The organism is Morganella sp. HSTU-ASny43 (assembly GCF_022819185.1).
GTDB classification, from domain to species: Bacteria; Pseudomonadota; Gammaproteobacteria; order Enterobacterales; family Enterobacteriaceae; genus Morganella; species Morganella morganii.
Genome location: NZ_WSPG01000005.1, coordinates 135,795 through 149,680, shown reverse-complemented (window position 1 = coordinate 149,680; position 13,886 = coordinate 135,795). Strand labels below are relative to the sequence as shown.

Genomic DNA, 13,886 nt, shown 5'->3' with positions numbered 1-13,886 from the left:
TCATCATGAAAATGAAGAAGGATACGATAATGCGCAATACCATGAAATCACTGGCCGTCCTGCTGGTCAGCGGCGCGCTGTTCAGCGCATCCGCCATGGCGGGGGAATCTCTGAGTCAGAAAGCCGGCCAGGCGTGGGACAGTGCTTCTCAGTCTGCGGAAGATTTGGGTAAGCAGGCGGAGCAAAAATTTGACGGCGCGGTAAAAGATGCCTCACTGCTGGTGGATGACAGCACGATCACCGCCAAAATCCGTGGTCAGCTGCTGAGTGCGGATGATATTGACAGCAATGATATCGCCGTGAAAACCATTAACGGTACTGTGTATCTCTCCGGATTTGTTACCACAGATGCGCAGCGTACAAAAATCATCGATATTGCCAAAGGCGTTCCCGGTGTCCGTGCCGTGGAAGTCAGTATCGGGCAGTATAAATAACCGGCAGGTAATCTGCGCCGGGGGAAGAGCAGGATGGGAACGTATATCCCGGTAACGCCCGGGAAAATCGCACCGCTGGCCTGGTTGCCTGATCCGCTTCAGGCGACCGGTAAACTGGCGCTGGTCTGTGAAGGCGGCGGCCAGCGCGGGATTTTTACGGCCGGTGTGCTGGATGAGTTTCTCAAAGCTGGGTTTAACCCGTTTGATTTGCTGATAGGCACCTCTGCCGGTGCGCAGAACCTGTCTGCGTATCTGTGCGGTCAGCGCGGCTACGCCCGTCATGTCATTACCCGCTACACCACCGACAAACAATTCTTTAATCCGCTGCGTTTTATCCGCGGCGGCAATCTTATCGATCTCGACTGGCTTATTTCTTCAACCTCTGCGGAATGTCCGCTGAATATTGCGCATGCACTGCGGCGCTTTGATCAGGGGCAGGAGTTTTATATGTGTGCCAGCAGGGCGGATAATCTGGATGCCGCGTATTTCAGCCCGCAGGCCGAAGACTGGCTGGAATATATCAAAGCCTCCAGCGCTATCCCCGGATTCTACCGTGAAGGGGTGGAAATTGACGGCATCACGTATCACGACGGCGGCATCAGTGATGCGGTGCCGGTTATTGAGGCATGGCGGCGGGGCGCGACCCGGATTGTGGTGATCCGGACTGTGCCGTCACAGCTCTATTACACCCCGGAATGGGTGAAAAGGATGGAACGCTGGCTGGAAAAAAGCCATCTGAAACGGATGGTTGCCATGATGAAACAGCATGCCAAAAGCTATTACCGGACACAAAAATTTATTCAGTCACCGCCGCCCGGGGTTGAAATTGCTGAAATTTATCCGAATGCACCGCTGGCAAGCAATGCGCTCGGCAGCCGGGTTAAAACGCTGATGCAGGATTACCGGCTGGGCCGCCGCAGCGGACGTTATTTTCTGGCAACACTCGGTGAGCGCTGGGCGTCATATGAGCCGGTACGAAGTTCCGTACTGAGGGTTCCGCCCGCATCCAACGACAACGACTCACAACTGCCGGTCACGGACGGTACAGCGGCGGTATTACATTCACCGGAACGCTCACCGGAAAAGCCGGCGGACTGAATAAATGCAATTTATTGATACCCACTGCCATTTCGATTTCCCGTTTTTTACGGATGATCTTACCCGCCATAAAGCCGCAGCGGCACAGGCCGGGCTGACCGATATTATTATCCCGGCGGTCAGCAATCGGAACCTCAGCACGGTGGCCGGGCTGTGCCGGTCATCCGGCGATGCATTTCCCCGCCTGCACGCGGCATTTGGTCTGCATCCGCTTTATATTGCCGAACACACCCCTGAACATCTGGAACAGCTTGAGTCGTTTATCACCGCAAGCGGGACAGAATGCGTGGCGGTGGGGGAAATCGGGTTGGATCGCTATATGGCGGAGCCGCAGTGGGATAAGCAGCTGGATTTTTTTATTGCTCAACTGAAACTGGCCGCACGGACAGATAAACCGGTTATTCTGCACTCCCGCAAAACCCATGACACGCTCGCTGCTGTTCTGCGCCGTCACCCGGTGCCCCGCCGTGGTGTGATTCACGGATTTTCAGGAAGTTTTGCCCAGGCGGATGCCTTTGTGAAGCTGGGTTATTACATCGGGGTCGGCGGGACGATTACTTACGACCGGGCTCAGAAGACCCGGCGGGCAATCGCGCAGCTCCCGCTCTCTGCGTTACTGCTGGAAACGGATGCCCCGGATATGCCGCTCAGCGGTTTTCAGGGTGAACCGAACCGGCCGGAGCGGATTGTCCGTACATTTGAAGTGCTCTGTTCACTGCGCAGTGAGTCTCCGGAAGAGATTGCTGCTCAGATTTATCGCAACAGCTGTACACTTTTTTCGCTGCAATCATCTGATTAAGATTCCTGAATCGATTTTCCCGCGATTTTGTCCTGTTAAAGCCTGCATTTTGTGTGCCAAATCACCTGAAATCACTTACAATTGTAAGCAGATGTTATTTCATGTTCGTCATCTGGTTAAATACCCGCCAATTCCCGGCTTTGCGGGAGACTTTTCAGGGTAAAATAGTTGAATAATGTGATTATCATCATATTTTTGTATTTTTTGTTACTTTTTTCAGTCGTTATTTGTGACGCAAGTTGATTGTTGGCCGGACTGACCGGGTATAATCAGCGCCACAGGGTCCTGCTCAGAGCTGCATGCGGAGCAGGACTATTAATCTACATTATCGTGAACAGGGATACTTCCATGCAACTCCTTATGAGTCTGGTCGGGATGGCAGCGCTGATCTTTATCGCAGTGCTGTTTTCAAGTGATCGCCGGGCAATCAAACTGCGGACTGTTGTCGGTGCCTTCATTATTCAGGTACTGATCGGTGCGCTGGTTCTCTATGTCCCGGTGGGACGTAAAATCCTCCTGGCAATGTCTGACGGTGTCGCCAGTGTTATCGGCTATGGCCAGAAAGGGATGGACTTTATTTTCGGCGGCCTGGTATCCGACAAAATGTTCGAGGTATTCGGCGGTGGCGGTTTCGTCTTTGCCCTGCGTGTTCTGCCGGTTATCGTTTTCTTCTCCTCGCTGATTGCCGTTCTGTATTACCTCGGCATTATGCAGCTTGTGATTAAAATCCTCGGCGGCGGTTTACAGAAGCTGCTGGGCACCTCCCGTACCGAATCCCTGTCCGCGACAGCCAACATCTTTGTCGGACAAACTGAAGCCCCGCTGGTGGTGCGTCCGTATATCTCCGGGATGACCAACTCTGAACTGTTTGCGGTGATGTGTGGTGGTCTGGCATCCGTGGCCGGTTCAGTTCTCGCCGGGTATGCGCAGATGGGGGTACCGCTGGAGTACCTGATCGCGGCATCCTTTATGGCGGCACCGGGTGGCCTGCTGTTTGCGAAACTGATGGTGCCTGAAACCGAACACTTTGATGACCGTACCGAAGCAATGGCCGGTATGGCGGAAGAAGAGCGCCCTGCCAACATCATTGATGCGGCGGCAAGCGGTGCATCTTCCGGTATGCAGCTGGCACTGAACGTGGGTGCGATGCTGCTGGCGTTTATCGCGCTGATCGCCTTAATCAACGGTATCCTGGGCGGCGTCGGTGGCTGGTTTGACTATCCGCAGCTGTCACTGGAACTGATCCTCGGCTGGGTCTTCTCGCCAATCGCCTTCCTGATTGGTGTGCCGTGGAGTGAAGCTATGACCGCCGGTTCGTTCATCGGACAAAAAATTGTGGTCAACGAATTCGTTGCCTTCATGAACTTCGGTGAATACATGAAGCCGGATGCACAGGTGATTGCTGCCGGTTTACAACCGTTGTCTGATCACACCAAAGCGATTATCTCCTTTGCACTGTGCGGTTTTGCCAACCTCTCTTCTGTTGCTATCCTGCTGGGTGGCCTGGGCGGTATGGCACCTAACCGCCGTAAAGACGTGGCACGTCTGGGTATGAAAGCTGTGATGGCCGGTACTCTCTCCAACCTGATGAGTGCAACCATCGCCGGTTTCTTCCTGGCACTGTAATGCTCTTCCTGCACAGGTGAACCCGGTTCACCTGTGCATTTCACTGATTCAGTGTACTTGTCTTTCTGTCTCTCCCTGTTTATCCCTTTCCTGCGCTATACTATGCCGTGAATATGTGCTGTCATTTTGCGCATATCAGGCCATTAGCGTGATTTTTATCACATAATTATATGTATTGATGTAAATGCTGTTATATAAACGTGATGAAAGGCACGTATTATAGCGCCAGGACATGCTCAAATACGGCATGGATACCATGTAACGGATTCGGTGATTCTGTTTATCAGTCACCTGTATTACAGCGCGGTGAGAAGGATCTCAGCGTTAGCTCTTATCTCAAGAGAGACAACGTCTTCACGGAACCAAGTCCCGCTCGCCAACACATTTTGCATCGTTCAGATATTGCGTCTGCCCGGCAACGGCGCAGACATACGTTGGAGAGTTTTATGACCGATTTAACCGCCGCAGCGCAGCGCGCGCTGTCCTTAATGGATTTAACCACCCTGAATGATGATGATACTGACGCGAAAGTCACTGCGCTGTGTCATCAGGCGAAAAGCCCGGCCGGCCAGACTGCGGCCATCTGCATTTACCCGCGTTTTATCCCGCTGGCCCGTAAAGTTCTGCGTGAGCAGGGTACGCCGGAAGTGCGTATCGCGACTGTCACCAACTTCCCGCACGGTAATGATGACATTGAGATTGCACTGGCTGAAACCAATGCTGCGATTGCTTACGGCGCAGATGATGTGGATGTGGTGTTCCCGTACCGCGCACTGATGGCCGGTAATACCCAGGTTGGTTTTGATATGGTGAAAGCCTGCAAAGAAGTCTGTGCGAAACACAATGTGCTGCTGAAAGTGATTATCGAAAGCGGTGAGCTGAAAGATCCTGCGTTAATTCGTCAGGCATCTGAAATCTCCATCAAAGCCGGTGCTGACTTTATTAAAACCTCCACCGGTAAAGTGCCGGTCAACGCCACGCCGGAAACTGCGGAAATCATGATGACTGTGATCCGTGATATGGGCGTCGGTAAAACCGTTGGTTTCAAACCGGCCGGTGGTGTCCGCACTGCGGAAGAAGCCGCGCAGTATCTGGCGATGGCTGACCGTATCATGGGCGAAGGCTGGGCTGACTCCCGTCACTTCCGCTTTGGCGCATCCAGCCTGTTAGCCAGCCTGCTCAATGCACTGGGCTACGCAGACGCCAAATCTGACAGTAAGTATTAATCACGCTTTCCGGGCCGCTTTTGCCGCCCGGCTTTCTGATTAACCCGGTATCTGTGGTACCGGGGCGGATCCGGTATTTTAAGGAGATCTCTGTGTTTCTGGCTCAGGAAATCATTCGCAAAAAACGGGACGGACACCCGCTCTCTGATGAAGAAATCCGTTTCTTTATTAACGGCGTGCGTGATAACTCAGTCTCTGAGGGACAAATTGCCGCGCTGGCGATGACCATATATTTCCATGATATGAACCCGCAGGAACGCGTCTCACTGACACTGGCGATGCGGGATTCCGGCTCGGTGCTGGACTGGAAAAACCTTGATTTACCGGGCCCCGTTGTGGATAAACACTCCACCGGCGGCGTGGGGGATGTGACCTCCCTGATGCTCGGGCCGATGGTGGCTGCCTGCGGCGGCTATATCCCGATGATCTCCGGCCGCGGCCTGGGACATACCGGCGGCACGCTCGACAAACTGGAAGCGATTCCGGGCTTTGATATTTTCCCGGATGATGAAACCTTCCGCCGTATCATCAAAGAGACCGGTGTGGCGATTATCGGCCAGACCAACTCACTGGCACCGGCGGACAAGCGTTTCTATGCGACCCGCGATATTACGGCAACCGTGGATTCCATTCCGCTGATCACCGCCTCTATCCTCGGCAAAAAACTGGCCGAAGGACTGGATGCACTGGTGATGGATGTGAAAGTCGGTTCCGGGGCATTTATGCCGACCTATGAATTATCAGAGCAGCTGGCGCAGGCGATCGTACAGGTTGCCAACGGCGCGGGCTGCCGGACCACTGCACTGCTGACCGACATGAACCAGGTGCTGGCATCCAGCGCCGGTAATGCGGTGGAAGTGCGTGAAGCGGTGCGTTTCCTGACCGGTGAGTACCGCAATCCGCGCCTGTATGAAGTCACTATGGCGCTGTGCAAAGAGATGCTGGTTTCCGGCGGGCTGGCGGCTGACCGCACAGAGGCGGAAGCAAAATTACAGCAGGTGCTGGATAATGGCAAAGCGGCGGAAATCTTCGGCCGGATGGTTGCCGCGCAGCGCGGACCGGCTGATTTTATCGAACGCTATTCGCACTATCTGCCATCGGCAGTGCTCAGTAAACCGGTCTATGCTGAGACAGAAGGGATTGTGACCGCCATGGATACCCGCGCACTGGGTATGGCGGTTGTTTCGCTGGGCGGCGGACGCCGTAAGGCCAGCGACCCGATTGACTACAGTGTCGGGTTAAGTGATATCGCGCCGATCAACAGTGTTGCTGACGGACAGATGCCGCTGGCGATGATCCACGCCAATAATGAAGATGCGTGGAATGAAGCAGCTCAGGCCGTGCGCCGGGCAGTCACACTCAGTGAGAGCCCGGTTACAGATACCCCGCTGATTTACCGCCGGATCAGCGAATAAGAACAATTTTGTTATTCACGCGGAGCCCTGCATCCTGACGTGATCTGACACAGGAGAGAAGTATGAAACGTACATTTATTATGGTGCTGGATTCATTCGGTATCGGCGCAGCACATGATGCCGCTGATTTCGGCGACACCGGCGCTGACACGTTAGGTCATATCGCACAGGCCTGTGCCCGCGGTGAAGCAGATAAAGGCCGTAAAGGCCCGCTGCATCTGCCTAATCTGTCCCGTCTGGGGCTGGGTAAAGCAGCTGAGGAATCCACCGGACACTTCCCGGAAGGTCTGGATAAGAATGCGGAAATTATCGGCGCATACGGCTATGCCGGGGAATTATCTTCCGGTAAAGATACCCCGTCCGGCCACTGGGAAATTGCCGGGGTGCCGGTTCTGTTTGACTGGGGCTATTTCAGCGATCATGAAAACAGCTTCCCGCAGGAATTACTGGATATCCTCGTTAAACGCGCCAATCTGCCGGGATACCTCGGCAACTGCCACTCATCCGGTACTGTGATTCTGGATCAGCTCGGCGAAGAGCATATGAAAACCGGCAAACCAATTTTCTATACCTCTGCGGATTCCGTTTTCCAGATTGCCTGTCACGAAGAAACGTATGGCCTGGAAAAACTGTATGAGCTGTGCGAAATTGCCCGCGAAGAACTGACCAAAGGCGGTTACAACATCGGGCGTGTGATTGCGCGTCCGTTTACCGGTGAAAAAGCCGGTTCATTTGAACGTACCGGTAACCGTCACGACTACGCGGTCGAGCCGCCGTCAGCGACCATGCTGCAGAAGCTGGTGGAAGAGAAGCAGGGCGAAGTGGTATCTATCGGTAAAATCGCGGATATTTATGCCCATGTCGGTATCACCAAAAAAGTGAAAGCGACCGGTATTGATGCGCTGTTTGATGCATCACTGGAAGAGATAAAACTGGCGGGTGATAACACCATCGTGTTTACCAACTTCGTTGATTTCGATTCCTCGTACGGTCACCGCCGTGATGTGGCAGGTTATGCTGCTGCGCTGGAGCTGTTTGACCGCCGTCTGCCGGAAATGCTGAAGCTGGTGAAAGAGGACGATATTCTGATCCTGACCGCAGACCACGGTTGTGACCCGACCTGGCCGGGTACCGATCACACCCGCGAACATATCCCTGTGCTGGTGTACGGGCCGAAAGTCAAACCGGGCTCTCTGGGTTACCGTGAAACCTTCGCGGACATCGGGCAGACTGTTGCATCCTATTTTAATTTATCCCCGATGGATTACGGCAAAAACATGCTGTAATGTGTCTTTTTTTTCGGGCAGGCTTTCAGTCTGCCCTTTCCCTTTGGATTGACTGAAAGGATTTTTTTATGGCTACCCCTCACATTAATGCCGAACGCGGTGATTTTGCTGATGTTGTTCTGATGCCCGGCGACCCGCTGCGCGCGAAATACATTGCAGAAAATTTTCTGGAAGATATTAAACAAGTCAACAATGTGCGTGGCATGCTGGGTTTTACCGGAACCTATAAAGGCCGCCGTATCTCCGTGATGGGCCACGGTATGGGGATCCCGTCCTGCTCTATTTATGCCAAAGAGCTGATCACTGAATTTGACGTGAAAACCATTATCCGCGTCGGTTCCTGCGGGGCTATCAGCCGTGATGTCAAACTGCGTGATGTGGTTATCGGCATGGGCGCGAGCACGGATTCCAAAGTGAACCGTCTGCGTTTCAAGGATAACGATTTCGCGGCTATCGCGGACTTCGGGCTGGTACGTAATGCGGTTGAAGCGGCAGAAACCGCCGGGATCCCGGCGCGTGTCGGTAATATCTTCTCTACGGATTTATTCTATACACCGGATCCGCAAATGTTTGACGTGATGGAAAAATACGGCATTCTGGGCGTGGAAATGGAAGCTGCCGGTATTTATGGTGTGGCTGCTGAATTCGGTGCAAAAGCACTGACTATCTGCACCGTTTCTGACCATATCCGTACCGGTGAAAATTTACCGGCAGAAGAGCGCCAGACTACTTTTAATGAAATGATCACTATCGCGCTGGAATCTGTTTTACTGGGCGATAAGAAGTAATTTATTTCAGTCATTATAAAAACCGCTGCCGGTATTATTTCCCTGCAGCGGTTTTTTTATTTTTTACTGTTATCAGGTCTGGTATGAATTTCTGAAACACCATTTCCTATCGTAATTTTAAAACTAAAGTCACAGGTTTTATTGAGAATTTTAGCGTAGGTTATGGATAAAATTAATGTTAATAATAAAGTAAAATAAGGTGCCTGATTAACCGTTACCTGCAACAGAGAGAAACGGGGGGATTTCTCCCCCCTCAGCATCATTTATCGTTACAGGACAATGTTGCGTCAACCAGCATATCTCCGCCTTTCAATGAAAAATCGGATACCCGATGATTATTGAGTAACGAATTTACAACATCAGAAATTGTAAGAGCAGTTATTAATACCACTGCAACTATAGCTAATGTTGTTATTGATCTTCCGGTCATTTCTCTTGACTCCTTTAATTTAAGGAGGCAAAATCCCTATTGTTTGGTAGAGATTCAGCCCCGGTTTATGTTGAAAAACGTAATCGGGGCTTTCTTCTATCCGGAACAGGGAAAACATAGCCTGATCCGGACAGAATCAGGCACCCGCAGAAAATATAACAACTGTGTTTCTCTTTATCTCTGCCTCATTCGGGGGATAATACGGAGATATATCACAAAATATATTCTCATTATTCGTTAATACAATGATTGTTATTTCTGTCAGTTAACGGAAATAATAAAGCCGCTGTTAAGCGGCTTTATATTATTATGGCGGTGTGAGCATAAATAATTTTTCATTCTCACCGCTGTAGCGGGATAATGCCCGGTTTATATCCTCTGCGGTTATCTGATTAACTAACGCCTCTTCTGCGGTTATCCGCGTAAACTCATTATCGTCCCCGGCAATCTGAGCCAGTGATTCTGTCCAGAAAGCCGCACTCTGGTAAACCTGCTGTTTTTCCAGTAACCAGTTGGCTCTGGCTTCTTTCAGGGCATTGTCACTCACACCGTCTGTTTTCAGGGTTTTCAGCACATTCCGGCTCAGTGCTGTCATCTCTGCGGCGCGCTGAGGATCGGTGGTGAAATTCAGCCGGGCGCTGTAGTACGGTGACGGCAGTTTTGCCAGCATAGAGGATAAACTCAGGGCGTAAATACCGCCCGCCTGTTCCCGCAATGCGCTGCGCAACTGTTTGCTGATGATGCTGTCGGCCAGTTGCAGTGTCAGGCTTTCTTTCAGTGACCACTGTGCCGGGGCGGCATACTGAATACTCACCATGGTTTTATCAGAGCTGGCTATCGGGTAAGTCCGGCTGAAGGATTGCATTTTGGGTGCGATAGCCGGATCCCGCCACTGCAGGCGCTGCCCGGAAGCGGGAAGGGTGGCGATCCATTTCTCAACAGCCTGTTTTATCTGTTTTTTATCTGCCGCACCGCTGATCACCAGTGTCATGTCCTGTACCGGGCTGAGCAGGAGACGGTGGTTCTGCTGTAACTGCGCGGCAGTAAACTGACGCCAGCCGCCGTTTTCATTTATCACCAGACGTTCGCCGTGAGTATGACTTTCACGGTTAATGGCATCCAGGAAGCGGCGCTCCACCGGAGTGCTGTTCAGGCTTTCCAGTGTCAGCTGCTGATTGCGGAGTAATTTTTCGCCGCTGAACTGCGGCTGTGTGATCTTCAGATGCAGCAGTTTCAGCAGGGTATCCAGTTCTTCCGGCGGGGCTTCACCCCGGAATCCGTGATTCAGCAGCTCACTGTACGGCCGCAGGCTGAGACTGTGCTGTTTGCTGAATAAGGTCAGCTCACGGGCACTCAGCTCACCGTAACCGCTGCTTTCCGGCAGTTTCAGTGCCCAGTCGGTCAGTCCTTCCTGTCCGGCCGGCTCCAGTGAGCGGCCGCCCGGAATGCGCAGATTGATCTGAATATTATCTTTCAGGCTTTTATCCTGATGCACAATGACCCGCAGACCGTTGGATAACTGCCACGATTCCGTGGACGGTAACGGCAGTGCCTGCTCCTGAACAATGCTGCCGGCCGCCGCCGGGGTGACATTCAGCGCGACCTGCCGCACGGTCAGGGAAAACGGCCCGGGGGCGGACTGCCGGATCTGCTGCCAGCGGTCAGTGAACGCTTTCTCATCAAAACGGGCCTGTTCGCTGTCCGGCCCGAGCAGCGCCAGCCGTGGTGATGCCTGATTCAGGAATCCGCTCACATGGGTTTTCAGCGTATCCGGTGTGACCGGTTTGAGCAGTTCCCATGCTGTGGTGAGCTGCTGACGTTTGTCCTGAACCGGCATTCTGTATTCCAGTGCGGTGGTGATGGTATCGGCGAGATAATCATTACCGTAGCGGGATTCACCGGCGGCCTGCTGACTGAGTTTCGCCAGCAGGCTCTGCCGGGCATCGTCCAGCTCTGCCTGTGTGACGGGTTGTGTCGCCAGGCGCTGAATTTCTGTCCACAATAAGGTGATACTGCCGAGGTAATCCCCGCCCTGCGGATGCACTATCATCAGTTGCTGAAGACGGCGGCTGTCCAGCATGGCGCCCTGCGGGTTGATACTGGCAGCCGGTAGCTGTCCGTTATCCACCAGCGCGGTCAGGCGCTGGTTGAGGATAGTCACCCAGAGATTATCCAGCAGGTCATCATACTGCCCGTCACGGGTATTGAGCGGCGCGCGGATATCCCGCTGCAGCGCGAACTGCATAATGCGCTGTCCCTGCTCTTTATCGAAGACGGGTTTTACCAGCAGTCCTGGGTGCGGGGCAAAGCGCTGACGGGCCGGATCATCCTGTGCGGCATCTTCTTTGGCGGGCTGATTAAAATACGCCTCCGCCAGATTGCTGACGTCGTGGCGGTTAAACTGTCCGATAACCACCAGACTCATCCGCTGCGGCTGATACCAGGTCTGATAATAGTCTTTTGCTGTGCTGACCGGTGCATGGCGGATCACATCCAATAACCCGATCGGGTCACGCTCCGCATAGAGACTGCCCGCATAGCGCAGTTGCTCAAGGGCATTATTGATGCGGAAGCCGATGCCCTGACGCAGCCGCCACTCCTCAATAATCACGGAACGTTCTTTATCAAACGCAACAGGGTCAAAGGTCATGCCCTGTGCCCAGTCGGCGAGTACCTGCAAACCGGTCTGAATCTGTTCCGGGGTGGCCTGCGGCAGCGACAGTTTATAGACAGTGGAATTGAGGCTGGTGGCGGCATTCACATGGCTGCCGAGATTCAGCCCCTGTTTTTCCAGCTGTTTAAAACTCTGTGTGTCCGGGAAATGCGTGGTGCCTTTAAAGGCCATATGTTCGGTGAAATGCGCGAGACCGCGCTGCTCTTCTGTTTCCTGTAATGAACCGCTTTCCACCAGCAGCCGCAGCTCTGCGCCGGGCTGCGGGCGTGACAGAAGATACACATTCATACCGTTTGCCAGGCGGATGTGCTGTAAATCACTGCGCTGCGGCAGCGGACGGTTATCTGTGCCGGTTGTGCTGACAGCGGTACAGCCGGTGAGGATCAGCACCACACCGGCAAAGGTCAGTTTATAATGCATATCGGACTCCTGATGTGCAGGTGGCGGCAGGGGCGGACAGGGCGATCACGCGATCTGCCTCCTGCTGAAGAAAACGCTGGTGGCTGACCAGCAGAAGCGTGCTGTCCGGCAGACGCTGACGGAGCAGACGGATCATGCGGACCGCATTGTCATCATCCAGTGCGGAGGTAATTTCATCGAGCAGCATCAGCTTTGGCTGACTGAGCAGCAGACGGGCGATCAGCAACCGCTGCTGTTCACCGCCGGACAGGCGCTGACGCCAGTCGGCATCGGTATCCAGTTGTGGTGTCAGTGCAGCAAGCCCGGTGGCGTCCAGCACTTCGCGGTAAGCCTCCGGCGTGAACTGTGCGGCGGTATGCGGATAGGCGAGCAGGGATTTCAGTGTCCCGGACGGCAGATAAAGTGACTGCGGCACCCACATTACATCCTGTTCACGGCTGATATTGCCCCGGTAATAAGGCCAGTGACCGCTGAGTGTGCGCAGCAGAGTGGATTTACCCAGTCCGGAGCGGCCGCTGATAATGGCAAATTCTCCGGCGTGCAGAGAGAGTGAGACATTCTCCAGCAGAGGACGATTATCCGGCAGCAGAATATCGGCGCAAACATCCAGGCGCACTGCCGACTGACGGGTTTCGGTGACATCAGACACCGCGTCATTTTCCAGCAGACGGACGAAATGGTACAGACGGGTTACCGTCGCCTGCCAGGCCGCTATCTCTTTATAGGCAAAAATAAACCAGCCGAGTGACGTCGCGACACTGCTAAAGGCCTGACGCAGCTGCATTAATCCGCCCAGCATCAGTTCCCCGGCGAGGAATTTCGGCAGAGCAAACAGGATCGGTGCCAGTGCGGTCACCTGCTGATAACCCACGGTATAAAAGGATAAATTCCGCTCGCAGCGGATCAGCTGATTCCAGTTGGCCGCCACCCGGGCAAAGCGGGCCAGCAATTGCTGTTTATCCTGTAACTCCCCCCGCTGTCCGGCAATGGCATCGCCGTGCTGTCTGCGGGTGATCAGTGCCGCACGGTAATCCGCCTCACGCTGCTGTTTTTCCATATTCAGTTTGCGCAGCGGCCCGCCGATAAGCTGTGTCAGCGCGATACCCACTAAGGTGTAGGCGATACAGGCCCAGAACATATAGCCGTCGATGCGCCAGTCAGTACCGGCGACAGAGAGCAGAATACTGCCGGAAAGCTGCCAGAGGATGGCGGCAAAGGAAATCAGGGTCAGCAGTGAATGCAGGAAGGTGATCAGCAGACTGAGGGTAGATTCCACCAGCAGGCGGACATCCTCGGCAATCCGCTGATCCGGGTTATCCGGCTCGCGGGCGGTCAGGCGCAGCAGGTAATGGCGGCTCTGCGGCGACAGCCAGCGGCTGAGGATCTGTTCTGTCATCCCCTCCCGCCAGCGGATAGCCAGTTTCTGCCGGAAATACGTGCCGAGCACCACCACCAGAATCAGCCCGCTGACCAGCACGACGAAAAATTTGATCAGCTGATACAGCGCCGCGCCGTCCAGCTTTTGCAGTGCATTATAAAAATCCCCGTTCCACTGGTTCATGCGGATATTGAACCAGACGGAGGAGAGTGTCAGCCCGAGAGACAACAACAGTAAGAACCAGCAAAACAGGGCGGCACGCCGCCCCCAGAACGGCTTCACCAGCCAGAAAAATTGTTTTATTGTTTTCAT

General features: G+C 53.7%; 10 protein-coding genes. 8 read left to right on the top strand and 2 right to left on the bottom strand.

Annotated elements, in window-relative coordinates:
• Window positions 1–29 precede the first annotated feature (29 nt).
• The 8 genes from GN208_RS04400 to deoD all read left to right on the top strand — a co-directional run bounded on the left by GN208_RS04400 (window position 30) and on the right by deoD (window position 8,672).
• Window positions 30–434, top strand: a complete 405-nt coding sequence (locus GN208_RS04400; protein WP_004242077.1) for a BON domain-containing protein — start codon at window positions 30–32, stop codon at window positions 432–434.
• A 33-nt stretch (window positions 435–467) separates the two neighbouring features.
• Entirely contained in the window at window positions 468–1,532 is a 1,065-nt protein-coding gene (locus GN208_RS04395) for a patatin-like phospholipase family protein (RefSeq protein WP_004237059.1), read from the top strand.
• Between the two features lie 4 nt (window positions 1,533–1,536).
• Complete coding sequence (locus GN208_RS04390; RefSeq protein WP_004237060.1) at window positions 1,537–2,331, top strand: metal-dependent hydrolase; 795 nt, start codon at window positions 1,537–1,539, stop codon at window positions 2,329–2,331.
• 360 nt (window positions 2,332–2,691) lie between these two features.
• Window positions 2,692–3,957 carry a NupC/NupG family nucleoside CNT transporter gene (locus GN208_RS04385; RefSeq protein ID WP_004237061.1) on the top strand — a complete coding sequence of 422 codons (1,266 nt, stop codon included), beginning with the start codon at window positions 2,692–2,694 and terminating at the stop codon, window positions 3,955–3,957.
• Window positions 3,958–4,403: 446 nt separating this feature from the next.
• Complete coding sequence (gene deoC, locus GN208_RS04380) at window positions 4,404–5,183, top strand: deoxyribose-phosphate aldolase (protein ID WP_004237062.1); 780 nt, start codon at window positions 4,404–4,406, stop codon at window positions 5,181–5,183.
• 92 nt (window positions 5,184–5,275) lie between these two features.
• Entirely contained in the window at window positions 5,276–6,598 is a 1,323-nt protein-coding gene (gene deoA / locus GN208_RS04375) for a thymidine phosphorylase (protein ID WP_004242083.1), read from the top strand.
• Between the two features lie 62 nt (window positions 6,599–6,660).
• Entirely contained in the window at window positions 6,661–7,884 is a 1,224-nt protein-coding gene (gene deoB, locus GN208_RS04370) for a phosphopentomutase (protein ID WP_004237064.1), read from the top strand.
• Between the two features lie 68 nt (window positions 7,885–7,952).
• Window positions 7,953–8,672, top strand: a complete 720-nt coding sequence (deoD, locus tag GN208_RS04365; protein WP_004237065.1) for a purine-nucleoside phosphorylase — start codon at window positions 7,953–7,955, stop codon at window positions 8,670–8,672.
• Window positions 8,673–9,409: 737 nt separating this feature from the next.
• Here deoD and GN208_RS04360 read toward each other — a convergent pair.
• Both GN208_RS04360 and GN208_RS04355 read right to left on the bottom strand, forming a co-directional pair.
• On the bottom strand, window positions 9,410–12,196 hold the full coding sequence (locus GN208_RS04360) for an insulinase family protein (protein WP_004237068.1): 2,787 nt from the start codon (window positions 12,194–12,196) through the stop codon (window positions 9,410–9,412).
• Window positions 12,186–13,886 carry an ABC transporter ATP-binding protein/permease gene (locus GN208_RS04355; RefSeq protein WP_004237071.1) on the bottom strand — a complete coding sequence of 567 codons (1,701 nt, stop codon included), beginning with the start codon at window positions 13,884–13,886 and terminating at the stop codon, window positions 12,186–12,188. The genes GN208_RS04360 and GN208_RS04355 overlap by 11 nt, the downstream gene beginning before the upstream one ends.

What these genes read in the sequence shown, in the direction of transcription:
- deoD (WP_004237065.1), top strand. Translation starts at nt 7,953, where the DNA reads ATGGCTACCCCTCACATTAATGCCGAACGCGGTGATTTTGCTGATGTT.
- deoB (WP_004237064.1), top strand. Translation starts at nt 6,661, where the DNA reads ATGAAACGTACATTTATTATGGTGCTGGATTCATTCGGTATCGGCGCA.
- deoC (WP_004237062.1), top strand. Translation starts at nt 4,404, where the DNA reads ATGACCGATTTAACCGCCGCAGCGCAGCGCGCGCTGTCCTTAATGGAT.
- GN208_RS04385 (WP_004237061.1), top strand. Translation starts at nt 2,692, where the DNA reads ATGAGTCTGGTCGGGATGGCAGCGCTGATCTTTATCGCAGTGCTGTTT.
- GN208_RS04360 (WP_004237068.1), bottom strand. Translation starts at nt 12,196, where the DNA reads ATGCATTATAAACTGACCTTTGCCGGTGTGGTGCTGATCCTCACCGGC.
- GN208_RS04395 (WP_004237059.1), top strand. Translation starts at nt 468, where the DNA reads ATGGGAACGTATATCCCGGTAACGCCCGGGAAAATCGCACCGCTGGCC.
- GN208_RS04355 (WP_004237071.1), bottom strand. Translation starts at nt 13,886, where the DNA reads ATGAAAACAATAAAACAATTTTTCTGGCTGGTGAAGCCGTTCTGGGGG.
- GN208_RS04390 (WP_004237060.1), top strand. Translation starts at nt 1,537, where the DNA reads ATGCAATTTATTGATACCCACTGCCATTTCGATTTCCCGTTTTTTACG.
- GN208_RS04400 (WP_004242077.1), top strand. Translation starts at nt 30, where the DNA reads ATGCGCAATACCATGAAATCACTGGCCGTCCTGCTGGTCAGCGGCGCG.